Source organism: Mesorhizobium muleiense (genome assembly GCF_900099905.1).
Classification (GTDB): Bacteria; Pseudomonadota; Alphaproteobacteria; order Rhizobiales; family Rhizobiaceae; genus Mesorhizobium; species Mesorhizobium muleiense.
Genome location: NZ_FNEE01000009.1, coordinates 180,014 through 196,773 on the forward strand (window position 1 = coordinate 180,014; position 16,760 = coordinate 196,773).

Genomic DNA, 16,760 nt, shown 5'->3' on the forward strand with positions numbered 1-16,760 from the left:
GACGAACTGGCGACCACTGACTGGGGGAGATTTCATGGCGGGACTTGCACGGAGCATCGTTGCGGCGGCGCTCCTGTTGTGTATGACGACGCTCGGCTTTGCCGCCGACCGTGTCGTCATCGTTCTCGACGCCTCCGGTTCGATGTGGGCGCAGATCGACGGCAAGCCGAAGCTCGAAATCGCCCGCGAATCGCTGCGAACGGTGCTGCAATCGGTCCCCGCCGACAAGGAAATCGGCTTCATGGCCTATGGCCATCGGGAGAAGGGCAGTTGCGAGGACATCGAGCTCATCGTGCCGCCGCAGGCCGGCTCGGCAGGTGCTGTTTCCACTGCCGCCGACAGCCTGAAATTCCTCGGCAAGACGCCGCTGACATCAGCCGTCAGGCAGGCGGCCGAGGCGCTGAAATACACCGAGGACAAGGCCACCGTCATCCTGATAACCGACGGGCTCGAGACCTGCAAAGGCGACCCCTGCGCGCTCGGCAAGGAACTGAGGGCCGCCGGTGTCGACTTTACCGTAAACGTCGTCGGCTTCGGCCTGACCGCGGACGAGGGCAAGCAGGTTGCTTGCCTCGCCGACAACACCGGTGGCAAATACATCCAGGCGTCGGATGAGAAGGCGCTGCAGGACGCGCTGGTCGAGACCATCGCCGCCGCACCTGCACCGGCGCCCGAACCAGCGCCAGCGCCGCAGCCGGTCGCCGCGCCGGAAAAACCGGAGTTCAACTTCATGCCCGCCGTGGTGCTCGCCGATGGCGGCGATCCCGTCACCGACGGCAATTCCTGGGAGATCTTCAAGGCAAAGTCCGACGGCACGCGCGGCGATTACGTCGCCACCGAATACGGAGCTTATAAAGGCAGTCTGGAGCCGGGCGATTACGCAGTCGTGGCGCGCCATGGCGAGGCCAGGACCGAACAGAAGATCACGGTCGAGGCGGGCCAGGTCTACAAACCCCTCTTCGTGCTCGATGCCGGCACGCTCATCATTCATCCGCGGCCAAGCGAGGGAGCGGATGTGGCCGATGGTGCGGCTGTCGTGATCGCCTTTCCGGGCGTTGAAATGCCTGCGACCTATTATGGCGACACCAAGGTGGTGTTGCCGGCCGGCGATCAGAAAGTCACGGTCAGGATCGGGCAGGGCGAGGTTACCGAAACCATCCCGCTCACTGCCGGCAAGGTCGTCGACAAGGATATCGTCGTTGGCGTCGGCCGTGTCGTTGCCAACGCCCACTACATTGCCGGCGGCGACAAGGCCGACGGCTCGGGCATTGGCTTCAAGGTGTTCAAGGCAAAAAAGAAGATCGACGGAACGAGGCAAGAGGTGGCTTATGCCTATGGCCCCGACAGCAAGTTCGATCTGCCGCCCGACGACTATGTGCTGACGGCGACGGTCGACCTTGCCGTCGTCGAGCAGCCGTTCAGCGTCAAGGCCGGTGAGCACCAGGATCTGAAGATCGCCATCAATGCCGGCGTGCTGGCGATCACCGCGCCAGGAGCTTCGAAAATCGAGATTTTCGATGCGAAGAAGGACGTCAACGGCAACCGCAAATCGCTCGGCTACGCCTATGACGAGAAATATCAGGCGGCGCTGCCGGCCGGCGACTATGCGGTCGTCTCTGAGAAGTCGGACAATAGCTCAAAGGAAGGCACAGTGACCATCAAGGCCGGCGAGCGTTCCGAACTGACGGTGCAGTAGGGACATTCGACGTCTAAAAAGGGGGGAGTCGCGAGCCCAGCCCCTGACCCAAATGTGGACCCCAAGTATCTTGCAGCGCAATATTCGCCTGCGGCGCGGACGTTTCGCGCGGTTTAGCTTGCGGTAAATTTTTCGCAAAAGCGTTCTGTTCGCAGGATCGTCGCAGAACATCCGGTTTGCGACGTCGCAAATATCAGTCGCGAAACCGATTCAAGACTCGGGAATTTTGCGACAAGAACCGGGTATCGACCCCCGCAAGAAAAAATTTTCGAGCATGTGTCGGGGCGCTTGGCTGTCGGTCGTCTTGTATACCTGACGCGACGGGGGGATTTTGCAGCATGGCGAAAATCGTATTCGGAATGAACCAGTCCCTCGACGGTTATGTCGACCACGAGGAATTGCCTGCGCCAAGTCCCGCGCTCTTTCGTCACTGGATAGAGCACGTGCGCGACCTGACCGGCAGTGTGTACGGTCGCCGCATGTACGAGGCCATGCGCTATTGGGACGAAGACCGTCCTGAGTGGAGTGCGGAGCAGCACGAGTTCGCGGCGGCGTGGCGGCGCCAGCCGAAATGGGTTGTATCGCGCTCGTTGAAGTCGGTCGGTCCCAATGCCACGCTTATCGCGGATGACGTCGAGGTAGTGATACGCAGGCTAAAGGCCAAGCTAACAGGAGAGATTTCCGCTTCCGGACCAGAGTTGGCGCAAAGCCTGACCGAAATGGGTCTGATCGACGAATACCGCCTCTACCTTCACCCCGTGGCGCTTGGTCGCGGCAAGCCCTTCTTCGCCGGCTCTCGGCCACCGCTCCGCCTTGTGGCCAGCGAGCGAATCGGCGGGGAAGTCATCAGGTTGACCTACGTTCCTGCCTGACTACAGACCAGCCGATGAGAAGGCGATGCATCGAAATCCCCCTTTCGGTTCAGCATACGTTGCGGAAAGGATTCGGAAGAACGACGGCTGCGGGTGGGGAGATCGCCATTCGGCGGGGATCGGCCGAACGGCTTAGGAGCGCCATTTGCCGATCCTCATTGCGTTTCTCCAAACCTGCCGTTCGCGCTACATCCTGATACGACCTTAAGCGGAAGCTCGTTCGCCCCCGGCCGAATTCACGCCCATGACCCGAAGCTGCCTTCCGTCAATGCGGATTTTTTCAGAATCTCCCGTTCGGGTTGGCCGAGGCCTCAGGCAGGATTCGAAGTGTCGCGGTCAAACGGGCGCCATTCAGACATTCCGTACCATCATTGTTCACGGGGCCTGGTATCCTGCAGCGTTTGCGAACTCTGCCACAGCCAGATTGCGAGCAAGCCTGAACGCCCGCGGACCTGTGCTTCCACAGGTCCTCTTAGAGCACCAGATTTGAACAACTCGCAGTCGCGGCCGGCGACTTGCAGCATTTCGTCGGTCACTGCGACTTCGGCATTTTGGCCGGCCGCGATCTCCATCAAGCGACTGGCGACGTTAACCGTATCACCCGTAGTCGCGATGTGCTGACGGCCTTTGCCACCGAGTCTCGACGCAACGATTGTACCGTAATGCGCTCCGATCTTGAAGCCGAGCCTGGATGCAGTTGATGCGGGCAACGAGACGAGCCAGTTGTTGGTACGGCTGGCGAGCGCTGCGCAGCAGCGGGCAGCATTGAAGGCATCATCTGTCGCTGCTTCCGGTAGACCGAACAGGATCATAGCTCCGTCACCCATGAAATTCGTGACAACGCCACCGCAGCTTGTCACCTCTTCGTCCACCAACGCATGGAACGTGTTCAAAAGTTCGCGTGTGGCGTTCGGCCCCAATGTTTCGCTCAGTCCGGTGAAACCGGACAGGTCAATGAATATGATGGCCGCGTCCCTCCGGAGAGGTTCCAGGAGAAAGTCGCCATGCTTCGCGAGCCACGCCTCAAAGCCCGGGGCCTGAACTCGTTGAAGCAATTCGCTCTGCGTGGCGAAATACTGGGCCTGGTTCCGGCCCAACCAAAGCTGCGCGGCCCCGAACAAAATAGCCGGTGGAACGGCGGCGGCCATCGGCAACGCCGCGCTCAGCCAGATATGGTGTGAGAATGCGGTCATATTGACCACGAACCAGATCACAACCACGCCGACGATCGCTGCAAGGCCGATGGCGTTGCGACGCCATGCCAACAGCCCCACAAGAACCACCGGCAGCACCACTGCAAAGCCGGCATCTGCAAGGCGAACGTACTGATCTCGCACTATGCCGTCGCCGGTCATCAGATGGGCAATGGCCGTCGACATGACCTCGACGCCTGGGAGCACGGGATCAAACGGTGTCGGGAAAACATCGCCGGCGCCGGTTGCAGTTGCTCCGATCACAACAATTCGATCCCGAATAATGCCGCCATCGACTTGGCCGCCCAGCACCGTCGTGGCGCTGATCGTGCGGATCGTGCCGCGGGGGCCATAGAATGTCAGAGGGAGTATGTGACCAATGTCCGTCCGAATCCGCTGTCCGCCCAGAGATAGATAGTCGGGCGCTATTCCTGGATCCTCTCCCACCGCCATGGCGGCAACGCGCAGGGAGAAAGACGCTTCCGTCCGATCTCCGGCCCGAAACAGCAACGGGACGAACCGAGGCGTTCCCGTCCAGTCGGTAACCACGTTCACGACGCCGACAGCGGCGATATCCGAGAACGCTTTCAGGGGCCACAAAAACTGCTTGGCATTCGGCACTCGGGCGAGAGGGCTATCGCCCTCGACTGCAAGCGATTGTTTACCTCCCGAGTAGACCGCTGCAGCAGCGATTACGCTTGAAGTCCCACGCAGCGAACGCGCGAGCGCCTCATCATCATCTTTTGTCCCGGGATCGACCAGCAGCAGGTCGATCGCAATGGCTTTCGGTCCAAAGCGAGCTATCGTATCGACAATCCGGGCAAGCGTGGCGCGGCTGAGGGGATAGCGGCCGTCGTTTCGGACCGCTTCGTCGTCTATTGCGATAATGGTAATCAGCTCCGGCGGCTTTGCCGTTCCCCGAACAAGCGTTCGAAGATCCGTCATCGTTGCTTCGACGCGATCGAGGCCCCACATGTTGCCGCGCCAGTGCGCAAAGCCAAGCCCGGCCCCCCAAAGACCCGCCAGGACGAGCGCGATCAGCGTCTGAAGCGCTCGCCCGCTCATTTAGCTTACTGACCGAAACGCGCCATCAATGCCGAAACACGTGCGGCGGGCCAGCGCTTGACCGTCAGTGTGCCTGTTCCGGCTTCCACATCGACGCCTTCACCCGGCCCGAGGACTACGCCAGCATTGGACGCCGGCCTTTGCACGGCGACGCGACCTTTGACGACGAAGACAGAAGTCTTGCCTCGGGCAACGTCAACTGCCCATTTTGTACCTCGCACCGCGGCGATCGCCTGCGGGGTGACGACAGCGAAGCCACCCCGGACCCTGCCGGCTGGAGCATCGAGCAACAGCGCCTTGCGCCGTAATCTGACCGCATCGGCACTGCCATTTCGATCACGGTCCACCAGTGCAAAACGAGCGCCATCTTCCGCAATGATGGTAAGGCCTTGCCGGCATCTCAGAATTTGTCGGGACGTCCCTGCTACCAGTCTGAACGTACAGCCGGCGTTATTCGACTGCACTGAAGCGGTATCCACCCAGAAGACACAGGCAAGCATGCAGGCCATCAGGCTCTGGAGATATCGGCCACTTGCGCTCATGAACGTCTCCTTGCTTTTGCGAGAATCTGCGGCAAGAAAATCTATGCATTGTCTTCTGCGGTCAGCTTGGCAGTATACTCATGCGTACGAACCGGCACTTGCAGCCGAGTTGCCCTAGAGGTAGCACGGTGCCGACCAGCGATCTTAGCACGATAGCTTGCTCCAACACCAAATAAGGCGACATCAAGCCGTTAGAGGCGGCCGCGCTGCGAATGTCGCGAACGTCACGCGGCGACGCTGCTGTTCGGCTCATCTGCCAGGACGGGCAGGTCGCGCCATTTCGCGACATTCTGACCGCTTCTCCAAAGCTGATCTTCGAGCAGCGGCAGCAGTCGACCTTCGCGATCGTCAGTCAAACTTCCGGGCTCCGCATTAACTGAAGAGTGCCACGATTCCATAACAGCAAGCAGCAATCAGCGCCGTAGAGGGCATGGTGATGACCCAGGCGATCACGATCGAGCCGGCTATGTCCGAGCGGAGGCAGAGGTGCGCCGTGCCGCTCCGACGCCGACGATCACGCCGGTGATGGTGTGCGTGGTGGAGACCGGGATGCCGAGCCAGGTCGCGCCGAACAGCGTGATCGCGCCGCCGGTCTCGGCGCAGAAACCCTGCATCGGATTGAGCCGAAGCCGGTGAGCGGCGACAGCACGATGGCCGCGACCGTCTTCAAGAGCCCTACCAGACGATGGCGACGCTTCCCGCCTTGGAGACAGCCCCGCCGCCCTTTCACTGCAGCGCGAATTCCGCCACGTTGTTTGCGAATGCGCTGGCACCGTGGTCGGCACGGCCGACCATTTGCCGCAACCCGGCGAAAAGCTCGCGGCCAAAACCGAATTCATTGCCGACAAGATCGCTGTCCGCTGCCCGGCGCAGCGCGAAATCGCCTGCCGGCACCAAGACTTCCAGCGTACCGGCGTCGGCGTCGAGCCTGATGATGTCGCCGTCATGGATCCTGGCGATCGGCCCGTCCTCGACCGCCTCCGGCGTCACATGGATCGCCGCCGGCACCTTGCCGCTCGCGCCCGACATGCGCCCGTCGGTGACCAGCGCCACATGCTGGCCGCGATCCTGCAGGACGCCGAGCACGGTGGTCAGCTTGTGCAACTCCGGCATGCCGTTGGCTTTCGGGCCCTGGAAGCGGATGACGGCGATGAAATCGCCGGTCAATGTGCCGGCCTTGAACGCCTCGTTGAGCCCTTGCTGGCTGTCGAAAACCTTGGCCGGCGCCTCGATGATGCGCCGTTCCGGTTTCACGGCGGAAGTCTTGATGACGGCGTGGCCGAGATTGCCTGACAGCATTTTCAGCCCGCCGGTCGGCTGGAACGCCTTCTTGAACGGCGCCAGCACCTTCTCGTCGCCGCTTTCGCGGGGCGAGGCCTCGCGCACCACGCCGCCATCGGCGCCGAGCTTGGCCTCGACCGCATAAGGCCGCAGCCCTTCGCCCCAAACCGTCTGGACGTCCTCGTGCAATATTCCCTCGTCGAGCAGTTCGCGGATCAGGAAGCCGAGCCCGCCGGCTGCGTGGAAATGGTTCACGTCGGCAAGGCCGTTCGGATAAATCCGCGCCAGCAGCGGCACGGCTTCCGAAAGATCGGAAATATCCTGCCAGCTAATGGCGATGCCGGCCGCGGCGGCCATGGCGATCAGGTGGATGGTGTGATTGGTCGATCCGCCGGTGGCGTGCAGGCCGACGATGCCGTTGACGAACGAGCGCTCGTCGATCATCCGGCCGACCGGCGTGTAGGCGTTGCCGAGCGCGGTGATCGCCAGCGCCCGCTTCGTCGCCTCCCGGGTCAGCGCGTCGCGCAACGGCGTGCCGGGGTTGACGAAGGAGGCGCCCGGCGTGTGCAGGCCCATGATCTCCATCAGCATCTGGTTGGAGTTCGCCGTGCCGTAGAAGGTGCAGGTTCCCGGTCCGTGATAGGATTTGGATTCGGCCTCGAGCAGCTCGGCCCTTCCCGCCTTGCCTTCGGCATAGAGCTGGCGGACCTTGGCCTTCTCGTCATTGGGCAGGCCCGTCGTCATCGGCCCGGCCGGGATGAACACCGCCGGCAGATGGCCGAAGGTCAGCGCCGCGATCACCAGCCCCGGCACGATCTTGTCGCAGACGCCGAGATGGACGGCGGCGTCGAACATGTTGTGCGACAGGCCGATCGCCGCCGCCATGGCGATCACGTCGCGCGAGAACAGCGACAGCTCCATGCCGGGCTGGCCCTGGGTGACGCCGTCGCACATTGCCGGCACGCCGCCGGCGACCTGGGCAATGCCGCCGGCCTCGCGCGCCGCGTCCTTGATCAGTGCTGGAAATGTCTCGAAAGGCTGATGCGCCGACAGCATGTCGTTATAGGAGGTGATGATGCCGAGGTTCGGCACGCGGTCGCCGCCAAGTGCCAGCTTTTCCGAAGGGCTGCACACGGCAAAGCCGTGGGCGAGGTTGCCGCAGGACAGCACGGCCCGGTTGGCGGTGCGGCTCGATGCCTCGGCGATGCGGCCGAGATAGGCCTCGCGCCCCGGTCTGGAGCGTTGGCGGATGCGCTCGGTGATGGCTTCGATGTCGCGTCTCGCGGTCATGGCGTCGGTCCTTTCAGGCGAGGTCCCGCAAACACGGCCGTGCGGGACCCCTTGGCAAGTTGAAATCAGGGTGCCCAGAAAACCTGTACGGGTTTCTCGGCTGCGTCGAGCACGGCGCGAATGGGCTTTCGCGTTTCCGATGCCATCGCGCTTTCGAATGCCGTGCGCTTGTCCTCGCCCTCGATGTGCAGCGCGACGAAGCCGGCCCTGACGATCCGCGCCAGCGACAGCGTCAGCCGCGGCTCGCCGGCGCTTGTCGCGTGAACCGGGAGCACGACCCTTTCCGAGGACGGGTCGAGCAGTGTTTCCAGATTGTCGGCGTCAGGAAAAAACGACGCGGTATGGCCATCGGTTCCCATGCCAAGCACGACCACATCGAGCGGCCAGGGCAGCGACCGCAACATCCTGCTATCGGCCTCCGACGTGTTGCCGACGCTTTCTGCCTCTTGGTAGAGCGGCACGAAACGTGCGGCTGCGGCGGCGTGTTGCAGAAGATTGGCGGCGACCAGCCCGGCGTTGGAGCGCGGCGAGGAGACCGGCACGCAACGCTCGTCGACCAGCGTCACCGTGACCTTGTTCCAGGCGATCGGGATGCTCGAAAGCGATGCGAAAAATTTCGCCGGCGTCGTGCCGCCGGAAACGGCGAGCAATGCCGTGCCGCGCTCATCGATCGCAGCGGTCAGGCGGCCTGCGACGTGGCCGGCAAGTGCAGCCGCCAGGTCCTGGCGTTCGGCAAATGCGTGCCAGTTGTAGGCGTCGCTGTTCAATTGCTCTCGTGCCATGTCCGCCCGTCGCGTTCGATCAGCGCAATCGAGGCGGAGGGGCCCCATGTGCCGGCGGTATAGCCCTGCGCCTCCTGCCTGGCGCCTTCCCATGCGTCCTGGATCGGGTCGATCCATTTCCACGCCGCCTCGACCTCGTCGCGGCGCATGAACAGCGTCTGGTTGCCACGGATGACGTCCATGATCAGTCTTTCATAGGCGTCGGGGGCGCGGCCATCGAAGGATTGCGCGAAGCTCATATCGAGCGGGATCTGGCGCAGCCGCATGCCGCCAGGCCCCGGATCCTTGATCATGATGAACTGCTTGACGCCTTCGTCGGGCTGCAGCCTGATGACCAATTGGTTGGCCGAGATCGGCCCGGCGCTGTCGCCGAAGATCGAATGGGGGATCGGCTTGAATTCGATGACGATCTCGGAAACGCGTGTCGCCAGCCGCTTGCCCGTCCTGAGGTAGAACGGCACGCCAGCCCAGCGCCAGTTGCCGATTTCGGCCTTGAGCGCAACGAAGGTCTCGGTGTTGCTGTTCTTGCCGAGCTCCTCGACATAGCCTTTGACCGGCCCGCCGGCCGAGGCTCCGGCACGGTACTGTCCGCGTACCGTGTGCTTGGGCGCTTCATTGCCGTTGATGCGTTTCAGCGCGCGCAGAACCTTCAGCTTTTCGTCGCGCACGGCGTCGGCGTCCATCGACGACGGCGCCTCCATGGCGACGAGGCAGAGAAGCTGCAGCATGTGGTTCTGCACCATGTCGCGCAACGCGCCCGCCTTGTCGTAATAGGTGACGCGGTCTTCGAGGCCGACGGTCTCGGCCACGGTGATCTGCACATGATCGACATTGGCGGAATTCCACAGCGGCTCGTAGAGCGCATTGGCAAAGCGCAGCGCCATCAGGTTCTGCACCGTTTCCTTGCCGAGATAGTGATCGATGCGGAAAATCTGGCTTTCATGGAAATCGTCGCCGACCACATCGTTGAGTTCTCGCGCGGAGGCGAGATCGCGCCCGATCGGCTTCTCCAGCACGATGCGCGAGTTCGGCGTGATCAGCCCGTTCTCTTTCAGCTTGTGAGAGATGTCGCCGAACAGCGCCGGCGCAACCGCCAGGTAGAAGGCGCGGATGCATTCGCTGTCGCCGATCGCCGTCTTCAATTTGTCGAAGCCAGCGCCGGTCGTCGCGTCAGCCGAGACGTAGGAAAGCCGGGCAAGGAACGTCTCCAGCTCCGCGGCGTCGATATCGGCCGGTTTCACATGGTCGGAAATCGCCTGCCTGGCGAAAGCCTGGAATTCCTCGTCGGTCATTTTCGAGCGCGACGTGCCGATGATGCGCGTCGGTTCGGAAAATTGATGGCCGCGCTGGCGATGATAGAGTGACGGCAAAAGCTTGCGTTCCGACAGATCGCCGGTGCCGCCGAAGATGATGAAGTCGAAAGGGTCGACGGGAATGATCTGGCTGGTCATGGTCTGTTCGCTCTGACGCCGCTCGCTGTGGTGCGGTGGATATAATCTAATCGATTTAGATTTTCCAGTGACACGGCGTCACATCCCAGGGCCAATCGGGTGTTTGCCGATTGTCTTGAGGTGTGCCCTTGACACTGGCGCAACCCGGACGCTTGTCGGCGAGGTGGTTCCGGGAGCCTTCGCGGATGCAGCATAGAGCGGGATCGAGGCGAAAGCCAAAGGAGAAATCGAGAGTATATTGATCTTTCGGCGGCCATTGCCGAAGGCTGCCGGAGCGGGGAGTCTTCAATCATGAGTGAGAAAGTCATGCGCTTGGAAAACAAAGTTGCCATCATCACCGGTGCCGCGTCAGGCTTCGGCGAGGGCATGGCCAAGCGTTTTGCCGAGGAGGGCGCCAAGGTTGTTGTCGCCGACCTCAACGCCAAGGGCGCCGAACGCGTCGCCAACGAGATCGGCCGGGCGGCGATCTGGACCCAGACGGACGTCTCGACCCGTTCCGAGTTCGACGAGATGGTCTATGCCGCAAAGAGTGCCTTTGGCCGCATCGACATCATGGTCAACAATGCCGGCTACACCCATCGCAACGGCGATTTGCTCGAGGTCGACGAGATGACCTTCGATCTGATCACGGCCGTCAACATGAAAGCGATCTACCACGCCGCCCTGGCGGTCGTGCCGGTGATGGATAGGCAAGGCGGCGGCGTCATCCTGACCACGGCCTCGACCGCCGGCATCAGGCCGCGACCCGGCCTCACCTGGTACAATGCGTCGAAGGGCTGGGCGATCACCGCGACCAAATCCATGGCGGTGGAACTCGCGCCGAAGAACATCCGCGTCAACTGCCTGTGCCCGGTTGCCGGCGAGACCGGCATGCTCGAAAAATTCATGGGCGCCGACACACCCGAAATCCGCGAGAAATTCCGCGCATCGATCCCGCTTGGCCGGCTTTCGACGCCGCTCGACATAGCCAACGCGGCGCTCTGGCTGGCTTCGGACGAGGCGGCCTTCGTCACTGGCGTGGCGCTGGAGGTCGACGGCGGACGGTGCATCTGAGCCGTTCGGCCCTCGCACCCGGGCGGCTGATTGGCAGCAGCCAAAATGAGCCGTGGGCAACGTCACGTCAAAGAATGGCCCGACCAATCCTAAAACGCGTCGCCTTTGAATGGGCTCATGCGACGCGCTTTGGATTCTTGTTTTTTATGATGTCGTTTTTCGCAAAACCGCTGCGCACCCTCGGTTCAAGCCCGAGGCAGGCTTTGCGCGACATGCATCAGGCGCCGGTCTTGACGAAGCTCTTGTAGATCCAGCCGCGTTTGCCGTTGTAGACGATCTGGCACCATTTCTTGCAGCCCATCACCTGAACCGAGGTCTTGGCGGGAATGGTGACGATGGCGGCCGCACTGTTCTTCGGACCGGTGCGCATGGTGACGCCCCTGAGGATACGTCCTGCCGCGCTCGCTGGCTTGGCCTCGACTTTGGCCTGGGCGCCATCCTTCTGTGTCGCGGCCGGCAGCGGCTTCGGGGTCGAGATGGCGGCGGTTGGCGCACCGTCCGTCGCCGCCTTGGCGGGAGCGGCGACTTTGGCAATCAATGCTGCCACTTTGGTTTTCGCTGCCGGATCGGCGAATGCCGCCGCGGTGGACGGCTTGTCTGCTTTTTCAGCCTGGCCCGCCGTCTGGCCGCCCCCCGTCTGGCCGGATGTGGTCTTCGGTCCCGATCCTGTCCAGCGGGGATCATTGGGCGCCAGCGCCACTATCTCGGCCTTCGCTGCAACCACCGCCGACGAAATCGCATCGGTCTTGCTCGCAGCCTGCTGCGCCGCTTCTATCCTCGCGGCCGCGGCCGCGGCTGGCACGATCCTTGTCGTTTTCACCGGAATGCTGGAAACGATCTGCTCGGGACTGGCGACCGCTTGTCTCTCGGTGGCCGGCAATGCCAGCCATAGCGCCATCGCTGCCACGCCAAGCAGCGCTGCTGTTCCAAACGCGGCGATGACCAGATGCAGGTTCGACCGGATTTGCCGCCAGAACCTGGGCTGCATGTCGTAGCCAAACTGCATCGCAAAGCGCCGTCGTTTCGGCGCGCCGAAACTGAAGGGCTCTCTCACTCTTACAACCTCCATTTGCGGGCCAACGTTCTTACGACCTGTGCCGGGAAACCGGCATCTGGTCGGCATCGGTCCCAATCCAACGCGGGCAGGCCCGCAAAATCCCCCTTCGACTGCCCAGAACCGGCATCCTTTGCCGGCGATTGTGGCATCACTGCGCCCTTGCGGTGCGGATTCTGCACCTTTACGATCGATTCTGCAACTTGCAAGGGATTTTGCAACCTGCGGTTATATACGGTCCCTCAAGGCATACCAATTGAGCGCAAAAAACAGCAGAGGCGCGCGCAAGCGCCGGCCCCCGGGAAAGGCCGGGATGTTCAGGTCCTCGATCAGCCTCAGCCGGTCCCGGTTGCCGGCGACGGTTTCGGCATAGAGCTTGCCGAAAAAGTTCGACAGCATGACGCCGTGGCCGGAATAGCCGCCGACCGAGATCACATTGGGCATCACCTCGCGCACGAACGGTTTTCGCGGCATCGTGATGCCGACATAGCCGCCCCAGCCATGAGTGATCTCGACATCCCTGAGGTCAGGGTAAAGCTCGGCGATCTGCCGGCGGATGTGGACATGGATGTCTTTCGGATCGTTGACGGCGTAGATCTCGCGCCCGCCGAACAGCAGCCGCCCATCCGTCGATTTGCGGAAGTAGCGCACGACGAAGCGGGAATCGTCGACCGCCTCACCGCCCGGCAACACGTTTGAATCCGCAAGCGGCACCGTCGCGCCGATGAAGGAGCCGATCGGCATGATATGCGCGGCGCTGATCGGCTCGAGCGTGCCGCCATGGGCGTTGACGCCGATCAGACATTTCTCGGCTGATATCGTGCCTTTCGGCGTCGTGACCCTGACCTTGCCGCCAACGGACGTGATGGCGGTCGCCGGCGTCTGCTCGAACAGCTGCGCGCCCGCCTGCGCCGCCACTTTTGCCGTGCCGATCACCAGCTTCAGCGGATGGATGTGCCCGGTGCCGGTGTCGCGGGTGCCGCCGAAATAGCGCGCCGAGCCCAACCGCTCCGCCGTCTCCCTGGCGTCCATGAAGCTGATGTGCGGATAGCCGAAGCGGTTCGCCATGATCTCGGCATGCGCCTTGTAGTCGTCGACATAGCGCTGCTTGTGCGCCACCGACATCTGGCCTTGCATGTAGTCGATCTCGATCTTGTTGACGGCGGCGAATTCGAGGAGATGCGCCTTGGCCTCTTCGGCGAGGTCGAACAGCGCCTTGGCCCGGGAAAAGCCGTATTCCGCTTCGAGCTCCTCGGCCCAGGCGCGCTGACCGGTGCCGAGCTGGCCGCCATTGCGGCCCGATGCGCCGTCGCCGAAACGATGCGCGTCGATCAGCACGACATTGCTGCCGGCCCTGGCGAGGTGCACCGCCGCCGACAGGCCGGTAAAACCGCCGCCAACGACGACGACGTCGCACCTCAGGTCACCGTCGAGCGCCTTGTATTCGGGCCGTGGACCGGCGGTGTCCTCATACCAGGACCGGCCGGGGGAGATTGAGGATTGGTAGGGCATGATGCTCGAGTAGGGGAGTAGGGGAGTAGGGCAGTAGGGCAGTAGGGCAGTAGGGCAGTAGGGCAGTAAGGAGATGTTAGTCGGCTGAAAGTTTGCGGATTAGGAGCCGAAGAAGCTTTCCCACACTTTCGGTGCTCGCCAATAATGAAGCCGCTGTCCCGTTCGGCGCGATGCCGGTACGCTCAGCGATCAGAAGCTGCGTTTCCAGCTCCTTCAGTGACCCTTGAGCGATACGGAGAAATTGCTGATAGGAACCCCGTACCTCTCTGCCATAGCCTTCCGCTATGTTCGCCGGCACCGAGCTTGCGGCGCGCCGCACTTGGCTGGTCAGTCCATAAAGTTCCTCCTTCGGCCAGGATTTCGTCGCGCCGTAAACCGCCACCGCAAGGTCCATTGCCTGCTGCCAAACAATTAAATCCTTGTAGGAACCCGTTTTCTCAGTCATTCGCCCTACTCCCCTACTCCCCTACTCCCCTACTCCCCTACTCCCCTCCCTAAACATTCAACAACAAATACTCCCGCTCCCACGGGCTGATCACTTCCATGAAGGTCTCGAATTCCGCCCGCTTGATCGCCGCATAGGTGGCGGCGAACGACTTGCCGAGCAGCGCGCAGAGTTCCTCGTCGGCTTCGAACAGGTCGACGGCCTCGAGCAGGCTGCGCGGCAGGTCGATCTCGGCCGCGTTGGCGGTGGTGAGAACCGGCGGTTCGGCCTTGATCTTGTTGGTCATGCCGATCAGCCCGCAGGCGAGCGATGCGGCCATCGCCAGATAGGGATTGGCGTCGGAGGAGGGGATGCGGTTCTCGACGCGTCTGGCTGCCGGGTCGGAGCGCGGGACGCGGAAGGCGGTGGTGCGGTTGTCGTAGCCCCATTTGTTGTTGACCGGCGCCGAGGCCGACTGCGTCAGCCGGCGATAGGAATTGACGTAGGGCGCAAACATCACCAGCGCGTTCGGCACATGTTTCTGCATGCCGCCGAGGAAATGGAAGAAGGCTTCGGTTTCCGAGCCGTCCTCGGCAGAAAAGACGTTCCTGCCGGTCTTCTTGTCGATGATCGATTGGTGGATATGCATGGCCGACCCGGGCTGCCCCTGGATCGGCTTGGCCATGAAGGTGGCATAGATCTCATGCTTCAGCGCCGCCTCGCGGATGGTGCGCTTGAACATGAACACCTGGTCGGCCAGTTCGATCGGATCGCCGTGGCGCAGATTGATCTCGAGCTGGCCGGCGCCTTCCTCGTGGATCAGCGTGTCGATTTCCAGGCCCTGGCTTTCGGAGAAATGGTAGATGTCGTCGATCAGTTCGTCGAACTCGTTGACGCCGGCAATCGAATATCCGGCGCCACCGCCGATCGCCCGTCCCGAACGCCCGACCGGCGGGGTCAGCGGGTAGTCCGGATCGGGATTCTTGCGCACCAGGTAGAACTCGATCTCGGGCGCCACCACCGGCTTCAGCCCGCGCTTGTCGTAAGCGGCAAGCACACGCTTCAGCACGTTGCGCGGCGTGAACTCGACCGAGCGGCCGTCCTGGTGGACGAGGTCGCAGATGACCGCCGCCGTCGGGTCCTCTTCCCACGGCACCACGGTCAGCGTCGAAAGGTCCGGCATCAGCTTGAGGTCGCCGTCGTCTTCCGGATAGTTGAAGCCGTTGCCGTTCTCGGGGTAGCCGCCGGAGATCGTCGTCATGAACACCGCCGAAGGCAGCGCCAGCGAGGTGTTGGAGGTGAATTTCTTCGACGGCATCATCTTGCCGCGCGCAACACCGGCCTGGTCGGGGGTAATGCATTCGATATCCTCGATGCCGCGCCACGCCAGCCAGGCGCCGACTTCCTTCCAGTTTTTCACACCACGTTGATTTTTCACGAAGGCAGGCGTGCGGATACGTCCTCCGCGGCTCGACGGACGGACTTCCTTTTTTGCAGGCGGCATCATTCACCAGATTGGGTTGCGGATTTGGGAGTATAGCCGGGGCCGGTGATGGAAGGGAAGGGGAGCCGGCCCTGCCTTCGCCCGCCAGTTGAAAATTGCTCCAAGCAGCTTAGGTTCGACGCAAGTCCAATGACCTCGCTTGAAGACGTCGCATGCGGAAAAATCATGAATTGACCACGATCGGCTTCGATGCCGATGACACGCTCTGGCAGAACGAGCAGTTCTTCCGCATCACCGAAAAGCGCTTTGCCGCGCTGCTCGCCGATCATGCCGAGGAGGAGCACATCTCGGCAAGATTGCTGGAGGCCGAGAAGCGCAACCTCGCCGTCTATGGCTTCGGCATCAAGGGGTTTACCCTGTCGATGATCGAAACGGCGATCGAGATTACCGAGGGCCGCGCGCCGGCCTCGGTCATCGCCGAAATTCTCGCCGCGGGCCGCGAGATGCTTGGCCATCCGATCGAGGCGCTGCCTCATGCGCGCGAAACCGTCGAAAAACTGGCGGACGCCTATCGCCTGGTGCTGATCACCAAGGGCGACCTTTTCGACCAGGAACGCAAGCTGGCGCAATCGGGCCTCGGTGACCTGTTCGATGCCGTCGAGATCGTCAGCGACAAGAGCCCCGCTACTTATATCAGCATCTTCAGCCGCCACGGCGATGGCGCCGAAAAAAGCATGATGGTCGGCAATTCGCTCAAGTCGGACGTGGTGCCGGCCATCGAGGCCGGCAGTTGGGGCATCCACGTGCCGCATGAACTGACCTGGGCGCTGGAACATGTCGAGCCGCCGGTCACCGCGCCTCGCTTCCGCCAGATAGCCGATCTCTCGGAATTGCCCCGGCTGGTCGAAAGCATCGGGAAAGCCGGCTGATCGCGTGTCTCCGCGTCGAACCGGACGCGCGCGGCAGGCGTATCGATGCCGGGCAGTGCGCGTCGCAATCCTTGTTGTTCGCTCCGCCAAAGAGCCGCGTTGTCGCTGACCTTCCATCGCGCGATCCCTCCACGCGCGGCCCCCCTCCATCGCGCGGCTCTTGTACAATCGA

Annotated in this window: 14 protein-coding genes and 1 pseudogene; 4 read left to right on the forward strand and 11 right to left on the reverse strand. The window is 62.5% G+C overall.

Annotation, left to right across the window (positions count from 1 at the left end; all coding sequences use genetic code 11):
* The first annotated feature begins 34 nt into the window (after positions 1-34).
* Positions 35-1,696, forward strand: coding sequence for a vWA domain-containing protein (locus tag BLT09_RS17865; protein WP_091595194.1), 1,662 nt, complete (start codon positions 35-37; stop codon positions 1,694-1,696).
* A gap of 338 nt (positions 1,697-2,034) precedes the next feature.
* Entirely contained in the window at positions 2,035-2,568 is a 534-nt protein-coding gene (locus tag BLT09_RS17870; protein WP_091595196.1) for a dihydrofolate reductase family protein, read from the forward strand.
* A 368-nt stretch (positions 2,569-2,936) separates the two neighbouring features.
* On the opposite strand, the gene BLT09_RS17875 is transcribed toward BLT09_RS17870, so the two are convergent.
* The 7 genes and pseudogenes from BLT09_RS17875 to zwf all read right to left on the reverse strand — a co-directional run bounded on the left by BLT09_RS17875 (position 2,937) and on the right by zwf (position 10,172).
* Positions 2,937-4,826 (reverse strand): CHASE2 domain-containing protein, encoded by a 1,890-nt coding sequence (locus tag BLT09_RS17875; RefSeq protein ID WP_091595198.1) that lies wholly within the window; start codon positions 4,824-4,826, stop codon positions 2,937-2,939.
* 5 nt (positions 4,827-4,831) lie between these two features.
* Positions 4,832-5,368 carry a FecR domain-containing protein gene (locus BLT09_RS17880; RefSeq protein WP_091595200.1) on the reverse strand — a complete coding sequence of 179 codons (537 nt, stop codon included), beginning with the start codon at positions 5,366-5,368 and terminating at the stop codon, positions 4,832-4,834.
* Between the two features lie 224 nt (positions 5,369-5,592).
* The gene (locus tag BLT09_RS35485; protein WP_268931299.1) at positions 5,593-5,724 is read right to left on the reverse strand and encodes a hypothetical protein; all 132 of its coding nucleotides are present in this window, start codon (positions 5,722-5,724) and stop codon (positions 5,593-5,595) included.
* A gap of 16 nt (positions 5,725-5,740) precedes the next feature.
* Positions 5,741-5,994, reverse strand: a pseudogene (locus tag BLT09_RS17885) (inorganic phosphate transporter); the annotation flags it as partial.
* Positions 5,995-6,094: 100 nt separating this feature from the next.
* On the reverse strand, positions 6,095-7,939 hold the full coding sequence (gene edd, locus BLT09_RS17890) for a phosphogluconate dehydratase (protein WP_091595202.1): 1,845 nt from the start codon (positions 7,937-7,939) through the stop codon (positions 6,095-6,097).
* A gap of 65 nt (positions 7,940-8,004) precedes the next feature.
* Positions 8,005-8,721, reverse strand: coding sequence for a 6-phosphogluconolactonase (pgl, locus tag BLT09_RS17895; RefSeq protein ID WP_091595204.1), 717 nt, complete (start codon positions 8,719-8,721; stop codon positions 8,005-8,007).
* A complete protein-coding gene (gene zwf / locus BLT09_RS17900; RefSeq protein ID WP_091595206.1) occupies positions 8,703-10,172 on the reverse strand; it encodes a glucose-6-phosphate dehydrogenase in 1,470 nt (489 codons plus the stop codon). The genes pgl and zwf overlap by 19 nt, the downstream gene beginning before the upstream one ends.
* 306 nt (positions 10,173-10,478) lie before the next feature.
* Between zwf and BLT09_RS17905 the strand changes: the two genes are divergently transcribed.
* Positions 10,479-11,225 carry an SDR family oxidoreductase gene (locus tag BLT09_RS17905; protein WP_091595331.1) on the forward strand — a complete coding sequence of 249 codons (747 nt, stop codon included), beginning with the start codon at positions 10,479-10,481 and terminating at the stop codon, positions 11,223-11,225.
* Between the two features lie 217 nt (positions 11,226-11,442).
* Here the strand turns inward: BLT09_RS17905 and BLT09_RS17910 are convergent, their stop codons facing one another.
* The 4 genes from BLT09_RS17910 to BLT09_RS17925 all read right to left on the reverse strand — a co-directional run bounded on the left by BLT09_RS17910 (position 11,443) and on the right by BLT09_RS17925 (position 15,722).
* Positions 11,443-12,279 carry an SH3 domain-containing protein gene (locus BLT09_RS17910; protein WP_167366464.1) on the reverse strand — a complete coding sequence of 279 codons (837 nt, stop codon included), beginning with the start codon at positions 12,277-12,279 and terminating at the stop codon, positions 11,443-11,445.
* A 228-nt stretch (positions 12,280-12,507) separates the two neighbouring features.
* On the reverse strand, positions 12,508-13,791 hold the full coding sequence (locus BLT09_RS17915) for an NAD(P)/FAD-dependent oxidoreductase (RefSeq protein ID WP_091595210.1): 1,284 nt from the start codon (positions 13,789-13,791) through the stop codon (positions 12,508-12,510).
* 76 nt (positions 13,792-13,867) lie between these two features.
* The gene (locus BLT09_RS17920) at positions 13,868-14,236 is read right to left on the reverse strand and encodes a four helix bundle protein (RefSeq protein WP_036264561.1); all 369 of its coding nucleotides are present in this window, start codon (positions 14,234-14,236) and stop codon (positions 13,868-13,870) included.
* A gap of 49 nt (positions 14,237-14,285) precedes the next feature.
* Positions 14,286-15,722, reverse strand: coding sequence for a glutamine synthetase family protein (locus BLT09_RS17925; RefSeq protein ID WP_027156302.1), 1,437 nt, complete (start codon positions 15,720-15,722; stop codon positions 14,286-14,288).
* Between the two features lie 149 nt (positions 15,723-15,871).
* On the opposite strand from BLT09_RS17925, the gene BLT09_RS17930 reads away from it, so the two are divergent.
* Positions 15,872-16,588 carry an HAD family hydrolase gene (locus BLT09_RS17930; protein WP_091595212.1) on the forward strand — a complete coding sequence of 239 codons (717 nt, stop codon included), beginning with the start codon at positions 15,872-15,874 and terminating at the stop codon, positions 16,586-16,588.
* Positions 16,589-16,760 lie beyond the last annotated feature (172 nt).